This window comes from Mesorhizobium sp. B4-1-1 (assembly GCF_006439375.1).
Lineage (GTDB): Bacteria > Pseudomonadota > Alphaproteobacteria > Rhizobiales > Rhizobiaceae > Mesorhizobium.
In genome coordinates this window covers 383737-407517 of the sequence record NZ_VFTH01000003.1, presented here as the reverse complement: position 1 = coordinate 407517, position 23781 = coordinate 383737, and the positions used below count along the sequence as shown (strand labels likewise).

Below are 23781 nucleotides of genomic sequence, written 5' to 3'. Positions count from 1 at the left end.
CGGGCGCGGCTTTTTTATGAGGTGCATTCAACCACCGCCATCGGCGGCACGAGGCAAACTAAGATGCAGAAGCTGACGGCGGTACAGAACGAAGACTTTAACCAACCGAAGGGCATCCAGCGCGCACGCCGGCTTCCCGATCCCACGCTAGGAGCGTTGTGGAATTCGATCATCCTAGATGAGCGCCTGAAGGCCCAACTCCTCTCTCAGGCGATGCTGAACTTCACGATGCGCGGCAAGGTCGATCGCAGTGTCATTCCGCTGCACGGCGTGATTCTGCTTGTCGGACCGCCTGGGACCGGCAAGACCTCTCTCGCTCGCGGGTTGGCGCATCGTACCGCAGAGACATTTCCGGGTGGTGGTTTCCGCCTGCTCGAAGTCGAGCCGCACGCGCTTACCAGTTCAGCGATGGGCAAAACCCAGCGTGCCGTATCCGAGCTGTTCTCACAGTCGATCGCCGAAGCCGCCGCCGCAGGACCGACCATTGTCCTCCTTGATGAAGTGGAGACGCTTGCCGCCGACCGGTCGAAAATGAGCTTGGAAGCCAATCCGATCGATATCCATCGCGCCACCGACGCCGTACTCGTTCAGCTCGACGCACTGGCCGAGCAGCACCCGAATCTTTTGTTCCTCGCCACCAGCAACTTTCCCCAGGCCGTCGACGCCGCCTTCACTTCGCGCTGCGATCTCGTCATGCATGTGCCCTTGCCGGATCGCGAGGCATGCGCGCGCATCTTGAGGGACTGCCTGACCGGACTTGGCAAGACCTATCCGGCCATCGCGAGGTTGCCGACTGCTGCAGGATTTGACCGTTGTGCAGCCGAATGTGTCGGGCTCGACGGGCGAGCCATCCGCAAGATGGTGGCCAACGCTTTGGCCAGCAGCCCGCAGACGGCCATGAATCCGGAACGCGTGACGGTCGAAGATCTCTTTACCGCAGCCCGGGCCGCCAAGATGGGCCGTATGCCGGGAGGCAAGGCGTCATGAGCACTGTTGCCAGCCGCACCTTCAAAAGCACGCCTGAGCGTGACGCCTCACGGACCTGGATAGCGATTGTCGATCTGTTGACCCGGGGAAACACCGGCGGTGCGCGGACTGAGCTTCTTGCCGTCTCCGGCGTCGCCACCAGCGTGATCGCAGATCAGGCGCCGAAAGACGCCGCAATCACGGTGACCTGCGATGGTCCTCGGACTCGCATCTATTGTCTCTATGACGATGATGCTGTCGAGGGCTCGGACGCTAACGAAGAGGCTCTGGGCTTTGACCCTTTGAAGGGGGACTGGCGGGTTTCTCTTCCATGCATGGCGGATGATCTTGCCTGGGTTCAGGGCGCCCTGAAGAAGCACAGCACCCGTATTACGGCACGCGATCTCAACGAAGCGGTGTCCAGCGCAGACGAAGCGACAACCACGAAATCTCAGGCGCTTGTCTTCGATCCGAAGGGATTTCTCGGCTCATGACCAACGTTGCCGTCAACACTTATACGCATTCCGTTACCTACGTCGCGGATAACATCCTGAAGAGCCTGAAGGATATCATTCGCCTCAGCGGGCTCGATCCATCGGAGTTCGTCGGCGACTGGGAAACGCACATGCGCGGCGTTCAGACCTGGATGAACACTGGCGATCTCGAAACCGTAAAGCTGGAAATCTACAACCCGAAAACCGATGCTCTGATTTTCCGATGGGACATTGATATCTCCTACGGCTGGTCAGGCGGCGACGGTAATTTCTGGACCGATACCGAACAGCTCAAATACGCAATCAGGAAGGCGGGCTTGGTTCCGAGCGAGGCTCGCTACCGGTTCCTGTTGCACACGAAACCTGGCCGACCCGATGTGATCGGGTGGAGCACGACGACCGGGCGCTCGACCGACGGGATGGTGCGGCAAAGCCTCGGCACCACGGTTGAACACAGCGGCCTTGGCGCCAGCACGTCATATCTGAGGAGGGCCTGATGCTCACGGTCGATGAAGCGTTCCGCAAATTCAAAAGCCGTCTCGAGCTGAACGACAGGGAGCAGGCGAACGCGTCGGCGCGCCAGAAGGAAGTGCGGGATTATCTCGACACAAAATTCAAGATTGATCGGAGCTTTCTGACTGGCTCATACGCGCGCTGGACCAAAACGAAGCCTTTGAAGGACGTCGATATCTTCTTCGTTCTGAAGCCATCGGAGGATCATTACCGCTCGAAGGCGCCATCAGTGGTGTTGACCGACTTTCACAATGCCTTGGTCGAAAAATATGGTGTCAAGGCCAAGAAGCAGAACCGCTCAATCAACGTTGATTTCGGCGTGAAGGCCGATGCTGACGACAACACCGACTATCGCGTCATCAGCGTCGATGTCGTTCCGGCGTTCGATAAGGACGACGATTTCGAGATCCCCGACAATGAACTCGGCAAGTGGATCGAGACTAACCCTCAAACCCATGCCGCAGATGCCACCGCGGCGCATCAGGCTTATTCCAACGAATGGAAGGGTCTCGTGCGGATGGTGAAATATTGGAACAATAATCCGAAGCACGGCGAGAAGCCGGTGAAGCCTTCGTTCCTTATCGAGGTTATGGCGCTCCAGTGCCTACATGGCGGCTGGGGTGGCAGCTTTGACCGCGAGATTCAGGGGTTCTTTGCGACGCTCGCGGCCCGGATTTTCGATGAGTGGCCCGACCCTGCCGGCCTCGGCCCGGCGATCAGTAACGGAATGGACACTGCGCGCAAGATGCGAGGGCGCGACCTTCTGCGTGCGGCGGAGCGCGAAGCAACTCTTGCAATCGACCATGTGCGTCGCGGCCGGAATGGCGAAGCGTTGCGAGCCTGGCGCGAACTGTTCGGCCCGAAATTTCCGCTGTCCTGACGGCCAGCGCTAAAATCACAGTGGAGTTTACCGATGTCAGAATGGTCACTATCCCAGCTTCTTTCCTCGTTACATGAAGATATTCAGCAGCGTCTCGCAACCGTTCGGAAGTCGTTCAACCATCCGGGTACGAAAGGTGATGCCAGCGAGAATGTCTGGATCAGCATGTTGGAGACGTATTTGCCGAAGCGCTACCAAGCGGCGAAGGCACATGTGGTGGACAGTCTTGGAAATTTCAGCCAGCAGATCGATGTCGTGATCTTCGACCGTCAATATTCGCCGTTCATCTTCACATACGAAAACGAGACCATTATTCCAGCTGAGAGCGTCTACGCCGTTTTCGAGGCGAAGCAGACAACAGACGCTGGTCTAGTCGCGTATGCGCAGGAGAAGGTCGCAAGCGTTCGCCGGCTGCATCGCACGAGTCTCCCCATTCCATACGCGAAGGGCGTTTATCCGGCGAAGCCGCTGATTCCAATCTTGGGCGGCCTCTTGACCTTCGAGAGCGAGTGGAGTCCAGCGCTGGGACCGTCATTTGAGAAGGCACTGGTCGCCGACTTTAGTGATGGGAGGCTCGACATCGGCTGCGTCGCGTCACATGGCCATTTTTTCTTCGATCAAACTGCGGCGAGCTATACGTTCGTCAACGAGAACAAGCCGGCGACGGCATTCTTGTTTAAGTTGATATCGCAGCTTCAGTTTAGTGGCACCGTTCCTATGATCGATGTCGAAGCTTATGGTCAGTGGCTTACGAAATGACTTGTTAGGGCCGGCGATGCGCTCTCTCACGGACTTCCTTTCCGGCCTGCCTGGCATCATGCCCATCAAGACGAGAACGCTCGTTCTTGAAGGAGGAGTTTTATCGAAGGCTGAGCGATCCGACATTTACTCACGTGACAGGAATTGGCTCGATCTCGTTCTTGAGGTCGGCCCTGATGCGGCGGCAGCGATTTTATTGGCATACAAGGCCGGACGCCTTCCGATGAAGAGGGGCTATACGCCGACAGACGCGCCGGCGGCAGAAGCTTATCTTGAGGAAGGTGACAAACTTAGGAAGCAGATCGCGGAGCGAAAGAGGAGGGCGCAAGCGGTTAAAGACCCGTCGCTGATTCTGGAAAGCGATCTTTTGGATCATCGCCTGATCGACAGCGTGTTTATCGCGAATGCGGGCACCGGCTCAGGTTCGATGGTGTTGGCGGGCATCACAGTGCGTAAGGAGGTCATCGGCTACAAGAGCAACAGCGGGAAGAGCACTGGTTGGCGGGTTAGGTTTGACTGGACAGGTTCCGATGGCCAGCCCCGACACTCTGAGACGATGCCTCCAGAGGCAGACAATCGACGCAACGATCCAGACCGAAACTGGGGTTTGCATGAGTGATAGCGCGGCCAGGTTGCCATGCGGGACGTTTCTGTCGGTTTGCGATTTTGCTGCGGTGGATGGCTCGCTCTGGCGAGGTGTGATGGACAATGGTGACGGTACTTTCTGCGACGGGAGTTACGTCCGCTACCGGACGCCGCGAGCGCAAAAATAGGCCGACTGACACCGATAGTCGGCGAAACCTCGAAAATATTTTTTAGGCGATTTTCCCTTTAAAATCAAAAGCATAACTTTTTGGCGGCCTCGGTGTCGGAATTTGCGCGTCGTCGGACTAAATTTTCTAGTGATTTCAATATGTTATATGGTGTTTAGACAATCGAGTGGGAATGATTCAGGCCCATCCCAACGTCGCCGAATTTGCGCCAGAGTTCGACCTAAACCAATTTAAAATAGTTCGTCGGGACAACCGGACAAACGCGCTGATCATGGCGGCAACGTAGCGCAGGCCACCATCGCCGCGCTGCGGTCGATGATCGGCGACGGCAAGCCGCAGCCCGGCGACGCGCTGCCGCCGCAGCGCGATCTGGCACGCACGCTGAACGTCAGCCGAGCGACGTTGCGCGAGGCCTTGTCCATCCTCGCCACGTTGGGTGAGATCGTGGCCAAGGACAATGGCCGCGGCTTCCTGTGCGCCGATCCGGCCGACATGCCCGCCACGCCGCCATGGCGCTTCGGCGCGCGCTATCCCTTGGCCGAGGTCTACCAGTTCCGCTACGTGGTCGAGAGCTATGCGGCGGAGCTCGCCGCCATCAGCGACACCGCCGACGAGATCGGGGCGCTGAGGGCAACGATCGCCGTTTTCCGCAAGGCCGCATCGGCGGAAGATCTCGTGGCCTATGCGCAGGCCGATTTCGATTTCCATCACCTCGTTATGAGCATTTCGCGCAACAAGTTGCTTGTAGACATGCACCAGACCTTTGCCAGCGTGCTTTTGGAGAGCCAGCGTCTGATCGCAGGCCGGCGCGGCAATCTGCTGATGGCCGTGCAGGAGCACGATCATATCCTGCAGGCCATCGCCATGCGCGATCCGGATGGCGCCAGATATTACATGCGCAAGCATCTCAGCATGGCAGCAAGCCGCGCGGGTCTTCCGTTCTCGGAGGTGCCGTAGAGAACTTGGCCCAAGGAGCGGAACGTTCACTTCGCTTTCGGGGCACCAGGAACTGCGGGTCTGCGTCGCGAAGAGTTTCGGGCCCCGGCAGGCGTACGAAAGTGCCCGAGGAAGAAACCTGCGGGCCAGAGGAGGCGAATCGATTGGCTGATGGCCGCCTCCCTCGTTACTAGAGTTGTCGCAGAGCTCACAAGCGGCGGTTCATCTCGAAACGACGCTGCACACGATCTGCGGAGCCTCCGCTTGAATTCCGCATAGCGACCGACAAGTCCGGACGGCACAATGTGTTTGCAACAGGAACCGATCCTCGCTCCTGTGTCATGTAGGACCACGCACGTTGAGCGAGATATGAGGCTACGCCTTGCCTTCGTCGAGATGGTCGCGAAGCATGCTCCACGGAAGCAGTGCGTTCGGCGCGTGCCTGAGCAGGGCGTGAAAGGGTATGGCGCCGGGGCGGGCATAGGGAATGGGCAGGCTGTTCGGGTCGGCGCCCGCCGCCCACCCGGCCACCACGCCGCCCATCGCTGTCGTCATCGCGATACCGCGCCCGTTGCAGGCGAACCCCGCGATGATGCCGGGACCAAGTTCGACAAGGTGCGGCAGAAAATCGGGCGCTACGGCGGCCATGCCGGACCAGGCGTATTCGATCGGCGGGATATCCGGCAGATCGAGTTTCTCGGCAAGCCGCCGGTGGATTGCGCGGGGCACGCGCTGTTCGGAGCCCGATCCGAAAACATGCATTCCACCGCTGATCAACCGGTTCGCGGCGTCAAAGCGGAAAGTGAAGAGGTTGCGCCTCGTATCCGAGACGCATTGGTTGCCGGGCAGCAAGCGCCGGCGAACCGATGCCGGCAGCGGTTTTGTCGCCAACTGGAAAACGCGGAGCGGAAAATAAGTGCGTGACAGTTCCGGAAAAAGGCCCCCGCCATAGGCATTGGTCGCCACGAAGACCTTGCTCGCGCGGACCGATCCACCCTCTGTAGTCAATCGATAGCCGGACGCCTCGCGGGCGATCGTTCCCACGCGCGTATTCTCGAAGATATGAGCGCCCCGGGACTCGGCGGCGTCGGCCAGACCGCGCGCGTATTCGATCGGATTGATCACCCCGCCGGAGCGATCCATCCAGCCGCCGGCATAGCCTTCTGCGCCGGTCAGGGCCTTTACCTCATCCCGGTCGAGAACGACCGCCGGGCGCCCCCTGGCCGCCCATTGCCGGGCCCGCGCCCGCACTTTCGCGAAAGCCTGGGCCGTGGGCGCCGGCTGGATCCAGCCGCTCTGGTCGGCCGCGCAATCGATCGCGTGCCGCCGGACCAGATCGAAGACGAGGTCGCCGCTGCCGCAGGCAAGGCTGACCAGACGTTCGCCGCGCTCGGCCCCGAGCAGCGCCACGATGTCGTCCGGATCCCTCTTGGCGAAATTCGGCACGACGAAGCCGGCATTGCGGCCCGTCGCCCCCCAGGCCACGACCTCCGCTTCGAGGACGACGACGGAGAGCCCTTTCTCAGTCGCGTGCAATGCCGTCGACAGGCCGGAAAAGCCGCCGCCGACGATCGCCAGATCGGCATCGAGCGCGCGGTCCAGGGCGGGCCGGCGCCGTTGGTTGCGCGCGACCGCTTGCCAAAGCGAGATGTCTTTCATGACGGCTTTCGTTGTCCGAGCCGGAAGCGGCGGCGCTGCGTCATATTGCCAAACAGGCCGTTGGGCCGGAACAGCAGGATCAGGCACAGCATGACGCCGATCGCAACGATCTGGAGGGAGGCGGCGCGCGCCTGCTGTTCGGGAGCGAAAAGCGTGGCGGTCAGCGCGCCCGAGCCGGCCCAGATCGCCCAGACGAGGATCGAGCCGACAACGGCGCCGACATTGCTGCCCGAACCGCCGACGATCAGCATAACCCAGACCTGGAAGGTCAGCATCGGGGCGTAATTGTCGGGCGCGATGAAGCCGATGAAATGCGCTTGCACGGCGCCGGCCAGGCCCATCAGCGCGCCGCCGACGGCGAATGCCTGGACCCGGTAGAAGCGGGCGCTCTTGCCGAGCGAGATCGCGGCGCGTTCGTCCTCGCGCAACGCCTTCAGCACCCTGCCCCACGGGCTTTTCGACAAATGCTGGAGCGCCAGAAAGGCGACCAACGCCACCGCTGTGACGATCGCCATGTTGGAGAGGTTGAACAGCAGCGGCGTTTCGGCGAGCGCCGCGAAGGGGCGCGGGATGAAGCCGATGCCGAAGGCGCCGCCGGTCAGCGACTGCGCGTTGAGCGCGACGAGCTGCACCACCACCGCCACGCCGAAGGTGGTGATGGCGAGATAGTCCGACTTCAGCCTCAGCGTGGCGAAGCCGGTGATGGCGGCGGCGGCGCCGGCAACCGCCATGGCGCCGAGCCAGCCGGCGAGGATCGGCAGTTCGAAGCCGCCGAAACGGGCCGGATCATGCGGCGTAGTGAGCAGGGCCGACACATAGGCGCCGATCGCCACGAAGCCGGCGACACCGACATTGAACAGGCCGGTGAGCCCCCATTGAAGGTTGAGGCCGAGGCTGATGAGGCCGAAGATCAGGGCCGTCGTGAGGAAGAAAGCGCCGTATCCGATCAGGTCGATCATCTTTCCCGTCTCCCGAAAAGACCGATTGGCCGGACGAACAGCACCGCCATGAGGATGACGAAGGAAACCGCCGCGCGCCATTCCGCGCCGATGAACTGCACAGCGGCCGCTTCGGCGAGCCCGATGATCAGGCCGCCCAGCACGGCGCCGGGAACGCTACCTATGCCGCCGAGAATGGCGGCGGCAAACATCGGCAGCAGCATGTCGAAGCCCATCAGGGGTCGGATCTGCACCAGTATGCCGACCATGACGCCGGCGACGCAGGCCAGCGCGCCACCGAGCAGCCATGTGGCGCGGACCACCTTGGCGACGTCGATGCCGACGACGCGAGCCAGCGCCGGGTTCTGGCTGACCGCCTGCATCGAGCGGCCTATCTGGGTGCGGGTCATCAGCAGGTGCGTGGCGCTTACCAGAAGCACGGTCAGGATCAGCAGCACGATCTGGTCCGGCGTTACGCGAATGCCGAAGCCGACCGGCATGGCGATCTGGATCGCCCGCGAGAAGTAGGTCGGCCGTGACGTGAAGATGAATTCCAGCAGGCTGCGCAGCGCCATCGAGGCGCCGAAGCTCGCCATCACCACGATGATGGCCTGTCCCTTTTCCCGCAGGCGCGAGAACAGCAGGAAGTCGAGCAGCAGCGCCATCAATCCCGTCAGCGCGCAGCCGATGACGGCGGCGAGGACGAGCGGCCAGCCGAAGGACAGCGCGCCGATGGGCGCCACCTTGCCGAACGTCGCTCCGATGGCGCCGACCACGACCAGCGTTGCGTAGGCGCCCCAGGCCATGAAGTCGCCATGAGCGAAGTTGGAGAAGCGCAGGATCGAATAGGTCAGCGTCACGCCGATGGCCCCGAGCCCGATCATCGAGCCGGTGAGCAGGCCATCCACCAGGAACTGCAGGCTCATGCGTCGCCTCCCCTGGATTGGCGCGGACGCTGGCCGAGATAGAGTTCGGCCACCACCGGGTTGTCCCAGAGCTGGGACGCGACGCCCTCATGCGCGTCCCTGCCTTCGACCAGCACATAGGCACGGTCGCCGATCGCGAGCGCGGCCTTGGCGTTCTGTTCCACGAGCAGAATGGTGACGCCCGACTTGCGAATGTCGCTCAGCATCGAGAACACCATCGAGACGAATTTCGGCGACAGCCCCGCCGACGGCTCGTCCAGCACCAGCAGTTTCGGATCGACGATGAGGGCGCGGGCGACCGCGAGCATCTGGCGCTGGCCCCCCGAGAGGTTGCCCGCGCTGACGCGGCGAAACGCCTTAAGGTCTGGAAAGGTGTCGTACATGCGGGCGATGCGCTCGGCGGCTTCCCTGGACCTCAGGGCGCCGCCCGCCGTCTTGAGATTGTCCTCGACGCTCATCAGCGGAAAGATGTTCTCGGTCTGCGGCACGAAGGCCAGGCCCATGCCGACCATCTTGTGGGCGGGAACGGCGGTGATGTCGCGCCCCTCGAGCAGGACCTGACCCGCCGAGACGGGCACAAGGCCGGCGATAGCCTTGATGAAGCTTGACTTGCCGGCCCCGTTGGGGCCCAGGACGACGACGATCTCGCCCCGGTCGACACGGATCGAGGCGCCGCGAACGATCGGCACGCCGGGTTCGTAGCCGGCCACGAGATCGCGCACCTCCAGCACGGGTTCGTTCATGCCGCGCCTCCAGGATCGGCCGTGCCTCCGAGATAGGCTTCGATGACGCGCGGGTCGCGCGCGACTTCGCCGGCGGTTCCCTCGCAGATGAGCTGACCGCTCGCCATGACCAGCACGCGGTGGCAGAGTCGGGTCACCATGTCGATGTTGTGCTCGATGAGCAGAAAGGTCACGCCGCGATCGTTGATGCCGCGAATGCGATCCATGATGACCTCCAGCAGCGTCGCGTTGACGCCGGCCGCCGGTTCGTCGAGCAGGATGATGGCGGGATCGGCCATCATCACGCGCGCAAGTTCGAGGAGCTTGCGCTGACCGCCGGAAAGAACCCGCGCGGGCTCCTGCGCCAGCCGCGACAGGGAAACCAGATCGAGCAGGTCCATGGCCTTGTCCTCGGCGGCCTTCTCCTCGGCCGCGACGCGGAACGGACGCAGGAAATTGGCAAGCAGGCTTTCACCCGTCTGCCCTTGCCGCGCCAGCATGACGTTCTCGATCAGGCTGAGATTGGCCAGCGGCCTAGGTATCTGGAAGGTGCGGCCAAGGCCGCGACCGAGGCGGCGATGCGCGGACTCGCCCGAAACGTTGATGCCGTTCAACACGATGTCGCCGCCGCTCGGCGGCAGGCTGCCGGCCAGCAGGTCGAACATGGTGGTCTTGCCAGCGCCATTGGGACCGATCAGCCCGAGGATCTCCCCGCGACGCACATCGAAGGACACGTCGTTGACCGCAAGCAGCCCGCCGAAACGGCGCACGACGTGCTTCGCCGTGAGCACGGGGGCGCCGACAGCCACCTCGTCGATTGAAACCAAGTCTTCAATCCCTCCGGCCAGGGGCGTGCATCCGCCCTCTTGAATTTTGATCAGTGATCACACTTGCGATGATCACAATATTGGGCTTAGGATATTTCGCAAGCTGAAAATGGGACCGGCATGCTGAAGTCGACCGCCGAGAAGAACGAAGGCTTTGCCCAACTCGCGCCGGTGGGCCGTGAAACGGTGCAGGACCGCGTCTACAGCGAGTTGCGGCGTGCGCTCATCAGCGGCCTGTTCGCGCCGAGCCAGGTGCTGACCATCCGCATGCTCGCCGATGCGCTGGCTACCAGCACCATGCCGGTTCGCGAGGCGCTTAGCCGGCTTGTCACCGAGAAGGCTCTGGAGGCCATGCCCAACCGGTCGGCGCGTGTCCCGCCGATCACACCCGAGCGCATGGACGACCTGCTGCGGGCGCGGATCCTGATCGAGGGCGAGGCCATTACGCTCGCCGCAACCCGCATGACGCCCAGCCAGGTCGCCACCGTCGACGCGATGCTGGCCGAATGGGACGAGATCCGCGAACTGGTCGACGAGAAGGACGTGGACCAGGAACTGGTCCTCAATCAGCGTTTCCACTTCGAGATATACCGCGCCTGCGGATCGTCGGTGCTGATGCCGATGATCGAAAGCCTCTGGCTTCAGTCGGGCCCATGCATACGCGTGGCGATCTATGCTTTCTCGGAAGCCCGCCAGGTCGACACGGCGCACTATCACCGGCGCATCGTCGCGGCGCTCGCTGCAAAAGATGCGCAAGCAGCGCGCGAGGCGCTTGTCGCCGACATCAGCCGGCCCTTCGCTCATTTGCGCGACAAGCTGAACGCCAACGCCACCACTTGGGAGCCCGCCGAATGAAGATTCGCGCGATACGCATCACCGAAACCAGATCGGGCCTTGCGGTCTCGGCTCCCCTTCTTGACAGCAAGGCCCCTGAAAACGCGGCTTTCCTGTGGAATTATCTCCACGAGCCGCGCATCGTCGGCGGCATCCACGCCATGTGGACCGGGCCGGAGATTTCCTGCCCGATACCGGCCGAGCAGCTCAGGCACGCGCCCTATGCCAAGCCGCTGCCGCCCGAGAACGCCACGCTTACGCCGCAGCCGGGTGACATCGTGCTTTCCTACGTGCCGCCGCGCATGTGGGGTGGTAACCCCGACGCCATCTTCGACATCGGCCTGTTCTACGGCGCGGGCGCGCGCCTGCTCTTCCCGATCGGCTGGCTCGCAGGCAGCATCGTGGCGCAGGTCCAGGCGCACGAGCGCGACGCGCTGGCCGCCGCCTGCGCGATCATCCGCAGGAGCGGCGCCTGCGACGTTACCTTCGCGCGGACCGAGGTCTGAGATGGACGACGACAGCTTCGAACTCTACGACCTGCGCGTCGAGGCCGTCATCCCCGAAGGCAAGCCGATCTATTGCGGCGCCAAGGAGGGCGACTATTTCGAACTGCGCGGCGAGATGCTGACATTGCCGCCGGGGCAGGGCTTTTCCGTCTATTCCCTGTCCGCCGTGCTGCCGCTGCTGGCTGCCAAGCAGCGACCCACGCACAAGAACGACTGGATGACGTCCGACGCCGAGATCGCCTGTCCGGACCCGAATTGCGCCAGCCGGCTAAGGATCGTGAGGCTCGGCAAGCGTCGCTTCAGCCACGCGCAAACAACGGCGGTGCCATTGCCAAAAGAGGGCGCGTAGCATGAGCCGAACTTTCGAACTCACGCCGGGCTATGCCATTTCCCGCGTCATCCGGGGCGGCTGGCAGTTGGCCGGAGGGCACGGTGCCATCGACCCGCGGCAAGCCGTGAGCGATCTTGTCGCTGCCTTCGATGCCGGCATTACGACTTACGACTGCGCCGATATATACACGGGCGTCGAGGAACTGATCGGCGCGGCACGGCTCAGACTCGCGAAGGAGCGCGGGGCCGATGCGGCGGCGCGGATGAAGGTACACACCAAACTGGTGCCCGACCTGGAAGTGCTGCCGAAGATCAGCCGGCAATACATCAGGGGCATCGTCGAAACCTCGCTGAGGCGGCTGGGAGCCGAACGGCTCGACCTCGTGCAGTTCCACTGGTGGGACTATTCGCAGCCGGCCTATGTCGATGCCATGGGCTGGCTGAACGAGATGCACCTGGAAGGCAGGATCCGCAATGTCGGCGTCACCAATTTCGACGTGCCGCGCCTCACCAACATCCTCGACGCCGGCGTTCCGCTGGTCAGCGAGCAGTTGCAGTACTCGGTGCTCGACCAGCGGCCGGCCGGCGGCCTCACCGATCTTGCCCGGGCGAACGACATCAAGTTCCTGTGCTACGGCACGGTGGCCGGCGGGTTCCTTAGCGAAAGATGGCTGGGCGCGGCGGAGCCCGACATGCGGCTCGAGAACCGCTCGCTTGTCAAATACAAACTGGTCATCGACGATTTCGGCGGCTGGATCCTGTTCCAGGAGATGTTGCGCGCCCTGAAGGCGATCGGCGACAAGCACGGCGCTGACATCGCCAGCGTCGCCAGCGCCTGGGTGCTGGGGCAGCCATTGGTCGCCGCAGTCATCGTCGGCGCCCGCAACCAGCATCATGCGCTAGCCAACGCGGCGATCATGGACCTCGAGCTGGACAAGGACGATCTCGCCTCCATCCAGGCCGTGATCGACAAGAGCGGCGGGCTCGCCGGCGACGTCTACACGCTGGAGCGGGACCGCACCGGCCGGCACGGCTCGATCATGCACTACAATCTGAACGCGGGTAGGACATGAGCCTGTTCGGCAAGGCCAGCGCGGAAATCCTAGCGCTCCATCGCTTCTTCGTCGAATGGTACGATGGAGCGACGGCGGAGGGCGCCGATTTCGGTCTTTTCGAACGTGCCATGGGGCCTGGGATGCGGATGATCCCACCCTCCGGCGCCGTTCTCGACCGAGAGGCGGTCGTCGGCTACGTGCGCGCCAACCGAGGCGCCTTCGACGGCGATTTCGACATCGAGATCACCGATATCCACCTCGTCTGGGAAGACCGCCACGCCGTCCTTGTTACCTATGTCGAGTGGCAGCGGCGTGCCGGTGCGAGAACGGCGCGCCTGGCCTCGGCGTTCTTCACCGAAAATCCATCGGCGCCGAACGGCGTCGAATGGCGCCACCTGCATGAGACCTGGATGCAGGTGGTTGGCAGCGAATGACTGGGTTCAATCTCGATAATGATCACGTCTAGAAGGGGAACCAAGATGAAGAGAACCATGCTTAAGCTCACCGCCGCCCTGCTGCTTGCCGGCACGGCGGGCGTCGCCCACGCTGCCGACTGCAAGATCGCCGTCGGTGTGGTTATGGAACTGACCGGCCCGGCCGGCGAATACGGCCAGGCCGGCGCCAAGTCAGTCGAAATGGCCTTCAAGGATATCAACGACGCCGGCGGTGTCGACGGCTGCAGCCTGGTGACCGACACGCGCGACAGCCAGAGCACGGGCAACGTCGCGGTCGACGCCGCCACGCAGCTCGTCCAGGTGAAGAAGGTGCCGGCCATCATCGGCGGCATCATCTCCTCGGTGACGATCCCGATCCTCACCTCCGTCACCGCGCCGGCCAAGATCGTCCAGGTCTCGCCCGCCGCCTCCTCGCCGACGCTGACCAAGCTCGGCCGCGACGGCAAGACCAACGGCATCTTCTTCCGCACCATCACGTCCGATGCGCTGCAGGGCGTCGCGGCGGCCAAATACGCCGTCGACAGCGGCTTCAAGAAGCTCTCCATCATCCATGTCAACAACGACTTCGGCGTCAACATGTCGGCCGAGTTCACCAGCGCCTACAAGGCACTGGGCGGCACCATCATCTCCGACACGCCCTACAACGAGAAGCAGTCGACCTATGCATCGGAAGTCACCGCCGCGATGGCCGGCAGCCCGGATGCGCTCTACCTCGTCAGCACGCCGGTGGATGGAGCGACCATCGCTCGCACCTGGATCTCGCAGGGCGGTGTGCAGAAATTCTTGCTCAATGACGGCATGAACAATCCCGATTTCATCGAATCGGTCGGCGCCGAATATCTCAACAATGCCTACGGCACCTCGTCCGGCACCAGCCCGACCAAATCGACGGAGTACTTCAACGCTAACTACAAGGCCTTCTCCGGCGGCATCGAGCCGACCAACCCGGCCGCCGACCGCGCCTACGACGCCGGAGCCATCGTCGGCCTGGCGATCGCGGTTGCCGGCGGGCCGGACCCGGCCAAGATCAAGGACGCCATCTACAAGGTGGTCGATCCCAAGGGCGAACCGATCTTCGCGGGCAAGGAGGAATTCGCCAAGGCGCTCAAGCTGATCAAGGAAGGCAAGCCTATCCGCTATGAGGGCGTCATCGGGCCTGTCAATTTCGACCAGTACGGCGACATCACCGGGCCGTTTCGGCTGTGGAAGGTCACCGACGGCAAGGTGACGACGACGGGCGAGATGTCCATGGAGGACGTCGCGGCGCTCAAGGCGAAGATCAAGTAGCAAGCGGTCTGATCCAGCCAGACGCAGCACCGGGCGCCGCGCGCCCGGCTGCAAGATGCCACAAGCCGGCGCGGCGAACTCACGCGCCGGTACCTACAACAACCTGAGCCATCCCGTGCCGATGCAACCCGCCCTCGATCTGCTGCGCTCCCGAAACCCGGCCTTCCGCTCGCTCGAAGTGGTCGATTCGCACACATGCGGCCAGCCGACGCGGGTCATCCTTTCGGGGCACGGCCTGGTGCCCGGCACCGACCCCACAGTTGCGCGCGAAATCCTTCGCGGCGAGCGCGACTGGGTGCGAACCGTGTCGGTGATGGAGCCGCGCGGGCATCGCTCCATGTTCTCCGTCGCGCTGATCCAGCCCGCGCGCGAGGGCGAGGACTTCGGCGTGGTCTTCATGGATGCCTCGACCTATCCGGATATGTGCGGCCACGCCACGATCGGCACGGCGACCACGCTCCTGGAACTGGGTCTCATGGTGCCGCCGCATGACCGCTTCTGCGGTCCGCTCGAGTTCGGCCTGAAGACACCAGCCGGCCGCGTCGCCCTGCGCGCAAGCCTGGAGGACGGCCGCTGCAAGGCGGTGGCCTTCGCGTTCGACGGCGCCTATTTCCTCGGAAGCTTCGACATCGCTCCGTACGGCGACGCACCGCTCGCCGTCGACGTCGCCTATGCCGGCCAGTGGTATGCCTTCATTCCGGTTTCGGCTGCCCGCTCCGCCATCGAGGCCGCCAATATCGGCTGCCTCGTCGCCGCCGCCGTTCCCGTGCGGGAGGCGCTGGCGGCGCGAATGGCGCTGTCGAGCTCGGCCGAGATGCCCGCGCCGACCATCGGCAACATCGTATGGACCGGCCTGCCCAGCCACCCGTCCGCCCGGCACAGGAATGTGCCGATCTCGTCGTCGGGATCGTTCGATCGCTCGCCCTGCGGCACCGCGACCTGCGCGCGCATGGCCACGCTCGTCGCCAAGGGCGAGCTGGAGGTCGGCGAAACTTTCGTCAACGAGGGCCTGCTCGGCACCATCTACCGCGGCGTCCCGCTGCGTGGAACGGCATGGGAGGGACACCAGGCCATCGTCGCCGAGGTCGAGGGCAGCGCGTGGATTACGGCCTGCGGCACGCTGCTGGTCGACCCCGCCGACCCGCTCGGCGCCGGCTACTTTGCATAACACCTCGATCCGGCGGCCGAAACCGCGTCGTCAAACAGGAGACCCGCCCCATGTCGTATCTCGCCCGACGCATCACTCAGGGGCGCAAGAAGTCCTATGGCATGTTCGCCAAGGCGGCCGCCATCACTGAGCCCGGCCGCGATCTCATCCATATGGAACTTGGCAGCCCGCATGCCGACACGCCCCTTCCGGTCAAGCAGGCGACGATCGACGCCCTGCTTGCCGGCAATGTGCACTATTCGCACTTCCAGGGATTGCCAAGGCTGCGCGCGGCGCTTGCCGACAAGTTGCGCGTCAAGAACGGCCTCGATGTCGACGTTTCGGAAATCGTGGTGACCAATGGCCTCACCCACGCCTCGTATGCATCCATCATGGCGCTCGTCGATCCGGGCGACGAGGTGATCCTGCTCGAACCTTATTATCCGCAGCATCTCGGCAAGATAGACCTCGCTGGCGGCAAGGCAGTGTTCGCCGAGCTGGACGCCGCCAACAACTTCTCCATCGATCCGAAACGGATCGAGGCAAAGATCACTCCCACCAGCAAGATGCTGTGCCTCGTCAACCCATGCAATCCCACCGGCCGCGTCTACAGCCGCGCCGAGCTGGAGGCGCTGGCCGAAATCGCCATCCGCCACGACCTGGTGGTAATTTCGGACGAGGTCTACGAGGAGATCCTGTTCGATGGCGCGAGCCACATTTCGATCGCCTCCTTGCCGGGGATGCGCGAACGCACCGTGTCCATGTTCGCCTTCACCAAGAGCTTCGCCATGGACGGCTGGCGCATCGGCTATCTGGCGGCACCGAAGGCGATGATCGAGGGTATCCTCACGATCACCACCAATGACGTTACCCACGTCAACACCTTCATTCAGGAGGGGGCCCTCGCGGCGGTGACGGGACCAGACGGCATCTTGGCCAAGCTGGTTCATGAGGACAAGACGAAGCGCGACCTAGTGGTGTCGCGTCTCAACCAAATGGCGGGCGTCACCTGCGAATGGCCGGAAGGCACCATCTATGCTTTCCCCAGGACCGCGGAACTCGGCCTGCCGTCGCAGGAACTGGCCGAGCTGATCCTGGAAAAGACCGGCGTAGTCGTCGAGGCCGGCAGTTTCTACGGTTCCGCCGGCGAGGGCCATTTGCGGGTGTGCTTCGGATCGCAGTCGATCGAGCGTATCTCCGAGGCAATGGATCGCCTGCAGAGGTTCTTTGGCTCGCTTTGATCTTTGTACTCACGGATATTCTGAAGCCTGCCGTCGGCTTCAGTATAGAAACGAACCTACAGGATTGCACCCATTGCGGGGTCAAGTCGTGTAAGCAACAGTAGAATAAATCCACCGCCACTATTCCCGTGTGTACGGCACGCCCAGCATGGCTGGGGCGCTGGTCCGCGAGCGACGGATCATCAGTGCGACGATCGCCGCAACATAAGGCATCATCAACATATATTGGTACGGAATGGCAATGCCGACGCCCTGGATTTGCAATTGCAGCGCGTCGAGGAAGGAGAACACCAGCGCCGCCACCAAAATCGGGTAGGGCCGCCACAGGCCGGCGATGACGATGATGATGGCCAGCCAGCCGCGCCCGTTGGTCATGTCCGGCACGAAACGCGCCGCCTGGCCGACGGAGAGAAACGCGCCGGCAAGGCCCGCCATCAGGCCGCCGAAGACCACGGCTGCATATTGCACCGGCGCCACCTTCACCCCCTTTACATCGAGGGCCTTGGGATTGTCGCCGGCGCAACGGACGATCAGCCCATAGCGCGTCCTGAACAGGAAGAGCCAAACCGCCGGCACCATCAGAAAGGCGATATAGGTCAGCACCCGCTGGTCGAACAGAATGGGGCCGAGCACCGGGATATCGCTCAGGCCCGGTATCGGCGCATCGGCGAAGAAGGGGATGGTCGGCGTCTTGCCGTCGCCGGCGAAAGCGGAACGCAACCAGTAGGTGGAAAGGCCGGCGCCGAGCAGGTTGACGGCAAGACCGGTAACGATCTGCTCTACTTTCAGCGTGATCACCAGCACGGCAAAGACGAGGGCCATCAGTGCGCCGGTTAGTCCGGCTGCGAGGACGCCCAGCCACAGCGACCCGCTTTCATAGGCGGCGAGATAGCCGGTGAAGGCTCCCATCAGCATCATGCCTTCGAGGCCCATATTGTAGACGCCGCTGCGCTCTGCGACGAGTTCGCCAAGTGCGGCGAGCAGGAGTGGGGTGCTGATGCGGATGGTGGCCGCCGCCACGCTGATCAGGATTGAGGTTTGAAGGAGAGCGTCAAGCACGGCCGACCCTCCGCAGGCGGAAATTGCACGCCGCCCAGCCGGCGAGGAAGAACAGAAGCAGGATCGCCTGGATGGCATAGATCAGCGCCGAGGGTACGCCGGTCTTGATCTGCATGAGCGTAGCGCCGTTTAGCAACGCCCCGAACAGCACCGAGGCGACGACGACACCAAGCGGATGCAACTGGCCGAGGATGGCGACGATGATACCGCTGTAGCCGTAGCCTGCTACGATGCCCGCCTTCAGGCGGTAGTGCACGCCGTAGACTTCCGTGATCCCCGCGAGCCCCGCAAGCGCGCCGGAAACAAGAAGCACCGTCAGGATCAGTCTCCGGGTGTTGGTGCCCTGCACATCGAGCGCGCGCATGTTGGAACCGGCCGCCTTGATCTCATAGCCCAGCGGCGTGCGCGTCAACAACACATGAACCAGCCCAGCCGTCACGATTGCCAGCAGGAAGCCGGAATGCAGCCGCGAACCGGAAAACAGCAGCGGAAGCGCCGCGCCCGGATCGACCTTCGGCGTCTGTTCGAAGAAGGCGCCCGCCTCGCTCCACGGGCCGCGCAGCAGCAGCAGCGAAAGGACGTAGACGATGATGTAGTTGAGCATGACGGTCGAGATGACCTCATCGACCGAGAAGCGGGTCTTCAGCACGCCCGCAAGGCCGGCATAGAGTGCGCCGCCGACAATGCCACCGGCTATGACCACGGGAATCTGGACGAAAGGCGAGAAGCCGGCGAGGTTGTTCTGCAACCAATAGGCGAACATGGCGCCGGCAAAAACCTGGCCTTCGGCGCCAATGTTCCAGATGCGCGCGCGGAAGGCGACACACGCGGCAAGGCCGGTGAAGATCAGAGGCGTGGCCTTGACCAGCGTTTCGCCGGCAGCGCGCAACGAGCCAAAGCTGCCTTGCAGGAGAGCCGCGAAGGCCGCCCCTGGGCTGGCGCCCGCGGCGGTGAAAAGCAGACTGCACACCAGAACCGCCGCTGCCGCCGCCAAGGCAAGCGCAACGATGCGCGCGGTCGGACGCGGTTCCAGCCGGCGCTCGAGGCGCCACTCCGCGAGGTTGAAATCGGTCATGCCGCAGCCTCGCTCCCGTGGCCCGCCATCAGGCTGCCGATTTCGTCATAGGTGGTTTTTTCCGTATCGAGCACCGCAAGGATGCGGCCGCGAAACATCACACAAATACGACGGCTGAGCGCGAAAAGATCCTCCAGTTCCTCGCTCGCGAGCAGGATGGCACAGCCTTCGTCGCGCTTGCGCAGGAGTTGTCGGTGGACGAACTCGATGGCGCCGACGTCGAGTCCACGCGTTGGCTGGTTGCACAGCAGAAGCCGGTTCGCCTTGGCGAACTCGCGGGCGAGGATAATCTTCTGGGCGTTGCCGCCAGACAATTTACGAGAGGGTGCAGACGGCCCGGTTGCGGCAATCGAATAGGCGCTGATCGCCATGCGCGCGTTCGCGTCGAGCGCCGCGGCGTCGATGAACGGCCCGTTGCGCCAGCGCGCTTGCCATTGCTGGCCGAGGACGAGATTCTCGCCGATATCGAGATCGGCAACGAGGCCGTCGCGGAAGCGGTCGCTAGGCACGTAGCCAACGCCTTTGGCCGCCATCGTCGCCGGCGAGTACGCTTGCAGCTTTTCGCCGTCGAGCAAGATGGTACCGCCATCGAGCGGGCTGAGGCCGGCGAGGCACTCGAACAGCTCGTCCTGGCCATTTCCGGAAACGCCGGCAATGCCGACGATCTCGCCGGCTGCGATGTCGACAGACGCGTTGTCCAGCACGGGCCTCCGATCGCGCAGCCGCGTGAGCCCACGCACCGAAAGCACCGTCCTGCCGGGCGCTTTCGCATCTCCGGCGCGCGCCGGCGCCGCAACGGAGCGACCGACCATCATGGTGGTGAGTTCGCCGCGGCTGACGTCCGAGGTTACGACCGTTCCGACCAACCTGCCCTTGCGCAGCACACTGACCTGGTCGGATTGCATCACTTCCGCCATCTTGTGGCTGATCAGCACGACCGACAGATCTTCGCTGGTGAGCCGACGCACGATCGCAAACAGGCGGCGCGATTCCTCAGGCGTCAGCACCGCCGTCGGTTCGTCGAGGATAAGCAGTCTGGCGCCGGTGTAGAGCGCCTTGACGATCTCGACCCATTGCTGTTCGCCCACCGAAAGGTCGCCGACAAGCTGGTGCGGATCGAGCGAGATGCCGTAGGTGGAGCAGATCGCCTCGATCCTGGAGAGAGCCTCGGCCCGGCCTAGCCGCCAGCCGGAGCCCGTGCCGACCGCCACATTCTCCAGCACGGTGAAGCCGGGAACGAGGACGAAATGCTGGTGCACCATGCCGATGCCGGCGCGGATGGCTTCGCCCGGCGAGCGTAGCTGGACGGTCTTGCCGTCCACGCGAATTTCGCCCGCGTCGGGTTGGTAGAGCCCGTAAAGGCAGGACGACAGCGTCGACTTGCCGGCGCCATTCTCCCCCAGCAGGCAATGCAATTCGCCGGGCATGACGTCGAGCGAGACGTCGTCATTGGCGACAAGCGCAGCGAAACGCTTCGTCAGGTGCCGCACCGACAGGCGCGGTATTTTGCTCATCTCGGGTCGGCCCGGCTTGACTCCTCTCCCGCGTCAGTCCGATTTCGGCTCGTTCAGATTGAGCTCGATTTTCTTCCCGCCGCCCTGGATGGCCTTGGCCGTTTCAGCCGCAAGCGCCTTCACGTCGTCGGGCATCTTGGCTTCCCAGGCGGGATTGAGAACGAGGTCGCCCGAGCCCTGCTGCCAGGTGAACCACCTTGGTTCCTTCGGCGCGTCGAACTTGGCGTTCGTGGTCTTTGCCTTCCACCATTCGTCGATGATCCAGTTGATGTGCGGATCCCATTTGACGATGGTGGAGGCGACGATCGACTTCGGCGCCACTTTCGACATGTCCACATAATTGCCGAAGCAGCCTATGCCGCGCTCCTCGCAAACCTCGAAGGCGCCCGACATCTGGTAGACCATGTCCGCGCCGGCGGCAATCTGCGCCGAGGTTGCCTCGTTCGATTTGGCCGGATCGAACCAGGACTGGATGAAGGTGATCTTCTGCTTCACCTTGGGATTCGCGTCCTTGGCGCCGGCGAAGAAGGCATTGATCTGATCGTTGGTGTCTTCGGCCGGGAATGTGGAGATGGCACCGACGACATTCGACTTCGTGAGTTTGCCGGCCAACTGCCCCATGACATAGGCGGGCTCGTGCGCGTGGACGAACATCCAATAGGCATTGCCGCCAAGGCCGCGATTGCCCGAACCGCTCATGACGAACATCGTGTTGGGAAATTCGTCCTTCAGCTTCTCGATCGCATCGACGTAGGCGGTGTCGCCGAACAGGATGTCGTAGTCGCCGGTCTCCGCATAAGTGCGGAACACCTGCTCGGCATTATCGGAGACGTTCTCTGTATAATTCACCTCTATGTCGACGCCGTGCGGCTTGGCGGCGATGATCCGGTCCATGGAACTCACGAAGGAAGATTCCCACGGCGCTTCCTTGCCGGCCGATAGAATGCCGGCGATCCTGAGCTTGGTAGGCTCTTCGGCCTGTGCGCGGCCGCCCGCCAACCACGTCGCGGCCACGAGCGAAACAGCCACGACAAAGGTCTTCAGCATGGTTCCCTCCCTTTTTCTAGCGTTCCCAGTTATGAAGCTTGGCTCAACGGATCGACCACCGTCAGGTTTATGCAATCGATCAGGCCGAGATCGGTTATCGCGAAATCGGGAATCGCGGTGATCTGTAGCACGAACATGTACATGAAAGGCCATGGCAGCTTACAGCCAAGTTCGCGCGCGGCGTCGTCGAGCTCCTGCTCTTTCTTCGCCATCTCCGCAGGGTCGACGTCCGAGACGATACCGCCGATCGGCAGCGGCAGGAACGACACGATCCGACCGCTGTCCGCCACCGCCTGGCCGCCATTGTTCTCGATGATGTGGTTGATCGCCAACGACATGTCGTCGGGATTGGTGCCCACGCAAACGATGTTGTTGTCATCGGGCGCCGTCGAAGTGGCGAGTGCGCCTGAGCGCAGTCCGAAGCCGGAAGCGAACGCGACCGGCCGGTTGGACGTGCGGCCATAGCGCTCGACGACGGTGAGATACTGCACGTCCTGTGATGGATCGGCCTCTATATAGCCGTCGCGGACCGGCAGCAGGACATCGCGCCGCGTGCGCACGAAAATCTTCTCGGGGGTAACGGCGATCGTCAGCACGGCTGCCTTGTCGCCCGCTCCGGGCGCGCGCACCAAAAGGTCTTCCCGCGAAACGGGCGCCACCTTGAATGTGTCGGTGACAAGGGCGCTGCGGGCAGGCGGCGCAAGATCGTCCACGAGCTTGCCGCCGCGAGCGGCGAGCCTCCCCTTCGCAATCACGGCCGAGACACGGAAATCCGCAATATCCTTGACCAGCAGGATATCGGCGGCGAGCCCCGGCGAGATCGAGCCGACTTTCTGGCCGATGCGCAACGCCTCGGCGCCGTTGATGGTCGCCATCTGGATGGCGGTGAGCGGCGGAACTCCCATTGCGACCGCCATGCGGATCATGTTGTCGAGGTGGCCACGGGCCAGGATATCCGAGGCGACCACGTCATCGGTGCAGAAGCTGATCCGGCTCGTCGCGGCTATTCCCATCTCCGTGACGATGCGCAGGTTCTCTTCGAGAAAATGCGAGATGGAGGATTCGCGAATGACGACGTGCATGCCCTTGCGCAGCTTCTCCAGCATCTCGTCCGCCGTGTAGCTCTCGTGGTCGGAGCGTACTCCGGCCTGCAGGTAGCTGTTCAACCGATTGCCGCGGCACATCGGCGAGCAGCCGAGGATCGGCAGACGGCTCTTTTCGGCGATCTCGACCGCCTGCAGGACGTGCTCATCCATCGTGTCGACGAATTCGCGCACCGTCTCCCATATGCCGACGCATTCCGGCCAGGAATGGGTGGCGCGGTGATCGTCCGGTCCGAAATAATAGCCGACGTTGGAGCGCGGCAGCGTGTAGGGTGTCTTGCATGGTGCGCCCCAGAAGATCTTGAGAGGGGTTCCCTTGGCTTCGTCGAGGAATTCGCGGGCGCCTTCCAGGCCGGACACCACAAGGATCTGGTCCAATCCTGACACGATCGAAGTGGTGCCGAGCGGCACCACCGCCTTGGCGAAGCTGGTGACCGACATCTTGGAACATTCAACGTGGAGGTGGCCGTCGATCAGGCCAGGGCAGAGGAAATGACCGGTAGCGTCGATCATCTCGGTCTCGGGGCCGCGATATTCCGAGACGTCTCCGACAGCGACGATGCGATCCTTGTAGACGGCGACGTCGGCCGGGTAGATCTCACCCGAAGCGACGTTGACCAGCGTGCCGCCGCTGACGATGAGTGTCGATTTATGCTCAGCGCGGCCGGCGCGGATGAATTCGCGTATGTCGGACAACTTCATCTCCGCTCGTGTCGTCTTACTCGAGCTCGGGAC

At 63.1% G+C, this 23781-nt stretch carries 25 protein-coding genes; 15 read left to right on the top strand and 10 right to left on the bottom strand.

The window, feature by feature from the left end; all coding sequences use genetic code 11:
• The first annotated feature begins 63 nt into the window (after positions 1-63).
• From FJW10_RS06625 to FJW10_RS06595, 7 genes are all read left to right on the top strand, one after another.
• Entirely contained in the window at positions 64-987 is a 924-nt protein-coding gene (locus FJW10_RS06625; protein WP_140899283.1) for an AAA family ATPase, read from the top strand.
• The gene (locus tag FJW10_RS06620; RefSeq protein ID WP_140899281.1) at positions 984-1460 is read left to right on the top strand and encodes a hypothetical protein; all 477 of its coding nucleotides are present in this window, start codon (positions 984-986) and stop codon (positions 1458-1460) included. Before FJW10_RS06625 ends, FJW10_RS06620 begins: the two co-directional genes overlap by 4 nt.
• The gene (locus FJW10_RS06615) at positions 1457-1957 is read left to right on the top strand and encodes an HORMA domain containing protein (protein WP_140899279.1); all 501 of its coding nucleotides are present in this window, start codon (positions 1457-1459) and stop codon (positions 1955-1957) included. The genes FJW10_RS06620 and FJW10_RS06615 overlap by 4 nt, the downstream gene beginning before the upstream one ends.
• Positions 1957-2853, top strand: coding sequence for a CBASS oligonucleotide cyclase (locus FJW10_RS06610; RefSeq protein ID WP_140899277.1), 897 nt, complete (start codon positions 1957-1959; stop codon positions 2851-2853). Before FJW10_RS06615 ends, FJW10_RS06610 begins: the two co-directional genes overlap by 1 nt.
• A gap of 33 nt (positions 2854-2886) precedes the next feature.
• Positions 2887-3612 carry a CBASS effector endonuclease NucC gene (gene nucC / locus FJW10_RS06605; protein WP_140899275.1) on the top strand — a complete coding sequence of 242 codons (726 nt, stop codon included), beginning with the start codon at positions 2887-2889 and terminating at the stop codon, positions 3610-3612.
• A gap of 16 nt (positions 3613-3628) precedes the next feature.
• A complete protein-coding gene (locus FJW10_RS06600) occupies positions 3629-4231 on the top strand; it encodes a hypothetical protein (RefSeq protein WP_140899273.1) in 603 nt (200 codons plus the stop codon).
• Between the two features lie 451 nt (positions 4232-4682).
• Entirely contained in the window at positions 4683-5342 is a 660-nt protein-coding gene (locus FJW10_RS06595) for an FCD domain-containing protein (RefSeq protein ID WP_281405115.1), read from the top strand.
• 354 nt (positions 5343-5696) lie between these two features.
• Here the strand turns inward: FJW10_RS06595 and FJW10_RS06590 are convergent, their stop codons facing one another.
• From FJW10_RS06590 to FJW10_RS06570, 5 genes are read right to left on the bottom strand one after another with little or no spacing between them, the layout of a single operon-like run.
• Positions 5697-6980: an FAD-dependent oxidoreductase gene (locus FJW10_RS06590; protein WP_140899269.1), complete on the bottom strand. Its 1284-nt coding sequence runs from the start codon at positions 6978-6980 to the stop codon at positions 5697-5699.
• Complete coding sequence (locus FJW10_RS06585; protein WP_181177436.1) at positions 6977-7939, bottom strand: branched-chain amino acid ABC transporter permease; 963 nt, start codon at positions 7937-7939, stop codon at positions 6977-6979. The genes FJW10_RS06590 and FJW10_RS06585 overlap by 4 nt, the downstream gene beginning before the upstream one ends.
• Positions 7936-8844: a branched-chain amino acid ABC transporter permease gene (locus FJW10_RS06580; protein ID WP_140899267.1), complete on the bottom strand. Its 909-nt coding sequence runs from the start codon at positions 8842-8844 to the stop codon at positions 7936-7938. The genes FJW10_RS06585 and FJW10_RS06580 overlap by 4 nt, the downstream gene beginning before the upstream one ends.
• Positions 8841-9587 (bottom strand): ABC transporter ATP-binding protein, encoded by a 747-nt coding sequence (locus FJW10_RS06575; protein WP_140834923.1) that lies wholly within the window; start codon positions 9585-9587, stop codon positions 8841-8843. Before FJW10_RS06575 ends, FJW10_RS06580 begins: the two co-directional genes overlap by 4 nt.
• Positions 9584-10393, bottom strand: a complete 810-nt coding sequence (locus FJW10_RS06570; protein ID WP_140899265.1) for an ABC transporter ATP-binding protein — start codon at positions 10391-10393, stop codon at positions 9584-9586. The genes FJW10_RS06575 and FJW10_RS06570 overlap by 4 nt, the downstream gene beginning before the upstream one ends.
• A 120-nt stretch (positions 10394-10513) precedes the next feature.
• On the opposite strand from FJW10_RS06570, the gene FJW10_RS06565 reads away from it, so the two are divergent.
• The 8 genes from FJW10_RS06565 to FJW10_RS06530 are packed head-to-tail and all read left to right on the top strand — an operon-like array spanning position 10514 to position 17248.
• A complete protein-coding gene (locus FJW10_RS06565; RefSeq protein WP_140834925.1) occupies positions 10514-11248 on the top strand; it encodes a GntR family transcriptional regulator in 735 nt (244 codons plus the stop codon).
• Positions 11245-11733 (top strand): DUF3830 family protein, encoded by a 489-nt coding sequence (locus tag FJW10_RS06560; protein WP_181177435.1) that lies wholly within the window; start codon positions 11245-11247, stop codon positions 11731-11733. Before FJW10_RS06565 ends, FJW10_RS06560 begins: the two co-directional genes overlap by 4 nt.
• 1 nt (position 11734) lies before the next feature.
• Positions 11735-12082: a TIGR04076 family protein gene (locus FJW10_RS06555; protein ID WP_140834926.1), complete on the top strand. Its 348-nt coding sequence runs from the start codon at positions 11735-11737 to the stop codon at positions 12080-12082.
• A 1-nt stretch (position 12083) separates the two neighbouring features.
• Positions 12084-13136, top strand: coding sequence for an aldo/keto reductase (locus tag FJW10_RS06550; RefSeq protein ID WP_140899263.1), 1053 nt, complete (start codon positions 12084-12086; stop codon positions 13134-13136).
• A complete protein-coding gene (locus FJW10_RS06545) occupies positions 13133-13552 on the top strand; it encodes a DUF4440 domain-containing protein (RefSeq protein ID WP_140899262.1) in 420 nt (139 codons plus the stop codon). Before FJW10_RS06550 ends, FJW10_RS06545 begins: the two co-directional genes overlap by 4 nt.
• Before the next feature lie 45 nt (positions 13553-13597).
• The gene (locus tag FJW10_RS06540) at positions 13598-14860 is read left to right on the top strand and encodes an ABC transporter substrate-binding protein (RefSeq protein ID WP_140834929.1); all 1263 of its coding nucleotides are present in this window, start codon (positions 13598-13600) and stop codon (positions 14858-14860) included.
• Positions 14861-14915: 55 nt separating this feature from the next.
• Entirely contained in the window at positions 14916-16028 is a 1113-nt protein-coding gene (locus tag FJW10_RS06535; protein ID WP_140899260.1) for a proline racemase family protein, read from the top strand.
• A 50-nt stretch (positions 16029-16078) separates the two neighbouring features.
• Positions 16079-17248 (top strand): pyridoxal phosphate-dependent aminotransferase, encoded by a 1170-nt coding sequence (locus FJW10_RS06530; RefSeq protein WP_140899258.1) that lies wholly within the window; start codon positions 16079-16081, stop codon positions 17246-17248.
• Positions 17249-17368: 120 nt separating this feature from the next.
• Here FJW10_RS06530 and FJW10_RS06525 read toward each other — a convergent pair whose 3' ends face one another.
• Genes FJW10_RS06525 through FJW10_RS06505 form a run of 5 tightly spaced genes read right to left on the bottom strand, consistent with a single transcriptional unit; the run spans position 17369 to position 23742 of the window.
• On the bottom strand, positions 17369-18307 hold the full coding sequence (locus FJW10_RS06525; RefSeq protein ID WP_246674133.1) for an ABC transporter permease: 939 nt from the start codon (positions 18305-18307) through the stop codon (positions 17369-17371).
• The gene (locus FJW10_RS06520) at positions 18300-19382 is read right to left on the bottom strand and encodes an ABC transporter permease (protein WP_140899254.1); all 1083 of its coding nucleotides are present in this window, start codon (positions 19380-19382) and stop codon (positions 18300-18302) included. The genes FJW10_RS06525 and FJW10_RS06520 overlap by 8 nt, the downstream gene beginning before the upstream one ends.
• Positions 19379-20896 carry an ABC transporter ATP-binding protein gene (locus FJW10_RS06515; RefSeq protein WP_140899252.1) on the bottom strand — a complete coding sequence of 506 codons (1518 nt, stop codon included), beginning with the start codon at positions 20894-20896 and terminating at the stop codon, positions 19379-19381. The genes FJW10_RS06520 and FJW10_RS06515 overlap by 4 nt, the downstream gene beginning before the upstream one ends.
• Before the next feature lie 33 nt (positions 20897-20929).
• Positions 20930-21943: a BMP family ABC transporter substrate-binding protein gene (locus FJW10_RS06510; protein ID WP_140899250.1), complete on the bottom strand. Its 1014-nt coding sequence runs from the start codon at positions 21941-21943 to the stop codon at positions 20930-20932.
• Between the two features lie 29 nt (positions 21944-21972).
• On the bottom strand, positions 21973-23742 hold the full coding sequence (locus FJW10_RS06505; protein WP_140899248.1) for an adenine deaminase: 1770 nt from the start codon (positions 23740-23742) through the stop codon (positions 21973-21975).
• Positions 23743-23781 lie beyond the last annotated feature (39 nt).

Bases quoted from the DNA above. Each gene is read 5' to 3' on its own strand.
- FJW10_RS06560 (WP_181177435.1), top strand. From the start codon at position 11,245: ATGAAGATTCGCGCGATACGCATCACCGAAACCAGATCGGGCCTTGCG.
- FJW10_RS06620 (WP_140899281.1), top strand. From the start codon at position 984: ATGAGCACTGTTGCCAGCCGCACCTTCAAAAGCACGCCTGAGCGTGAC.
- FJW10_RS06545 (WP_140899262.1), top strand. From the start codon at position 13,133: ATGAGCCTGTTCGGCAAGGCCAGCGCGGAAATCCTAGCGCTCCATCGC.
- FJW10_RS06580 (WP_140899267.1), bottom strand. From the start codon at position 8,844: ATGAGCCTGCAGTTCCTGGTGGATGGCCTGCTCACCGGCTCGATGATC.
- FJW10_RS06540 (WP_140834929.1), top strand. From the start codon at position 13,598: ATGAAGAGAACCATGCTTAAGCTCACCGCCGCCCTGCTGCTTGCCGGC.
- FJW10_RS06615 (WP_140899279.1), top strand. From the start codon at position 1,457: ATGACCAACGTTGCCGTCAACACTTATACGCATTCCGTTACCTACGTC.
- FJW10_RS06510 (WP_140899250.1), bottom strand. From the start codon at position 21,943: ATGCTGAAGACCTTTGTCGTGGCTGTTTCGCTCGTGGCCGCGACGTGG.
- FJW10_RS06575 (WP_140834923.1), bottom strand. From the start codon at position 9,587: ATGAACGAACCCGTGCTGGAGGTGCGCGATCTCGTGGCCGGCTACGAA.
- FJW10_RS06535 (WP_140899260.1), top strand. From the start codon at position 14,916: ATGCCACAAGCCGGCGCGGCGAACTCACGCGCCGGTACCTACAACAAC.
- FJW10_RS06530 (WP_140899258.1), top strand. From the start codon at position 16,079: ATGTCGTATCTCGCCCGACGCATCACTCAGGGGCGCAAGAAGTCCTAT.
- FJW10_RS06520 (WP_140899254.1), bottom strand. From the start codon at position 19,382: ATGACCGATTTCAACCTCGCGGAGTGGCGCCTCGAGCGCCGGCTGGAA.
- FJW10_RS06590 (WP_140899269.1), bottom strand. From the start codon at position 6,980: ATGAAAGACATCTCGCTTTGGCAAGCGGTCGCGCGCAACCAACGGCGC.
- FJW10_RS06625 (WP_140899283.1), top strand. From the start codon at position 64: ATGCAGAAGCTGACGGCGGTACAGAACGAAGACTTTAACCAACCGAAG.
- FJW10_RS06555 (WP_140834926.1), top strand. From the start codon at position 11,735: ATGGACGACGACAGCTTCGAACTCTACGACCTGCGCGTCGAGGCCGTC.
- FJW10_RS06565 (WP_140834925.1), top strand. From the start codon at position 10,514: ATGCTGAAGTCGACCGCCGAGAAGAACGAAGGCTTTGCCCAACTCGCG.
- FJW10_RS06610 (WP_140899277.1), top strand. From the start codon at position 1,957: ATGCTCACGGTCGATGAAGCGTTCCGCAAATTCAAAAGCCGTCTCGAG.
- nucC (WP_140899275.1), top strand. From the start codon at position 2,887: ATGTCAGAATGGTCACTATCCCAGCTTCTTTCCTCGTTACATGAAGAT.
- FJW10_RS06585 (WP_181177436.1), bottom strand. From the start codon at position 7,939: ATGATCGACCTGATCGGATACGGCGCTTTCTTCCTCACGACGGCCCTG.
- FJW10_RS06550 (WP_140899263.1), top strand. From the start codon at position 12,084: ATGAGCCGAACTTTCGAACTCACGCCGGGCTATGCCATTTCCCGCGTC.
- FJW10_RS06515 (WP_140899252.1), bottom strand. From the start codon at position 20,896: ATGAGCAAAATACCGCGCCTGTCGGTGCGGCACCTGACGAAGCGTTTC.
- FJW10_RS06600 (WP_140899273.1), top strand. From the start codon at position 3,629: ATGCGCTCTCTCACGGACTTCCTTTCCGGCCTGCCTGGCATCATGCCC.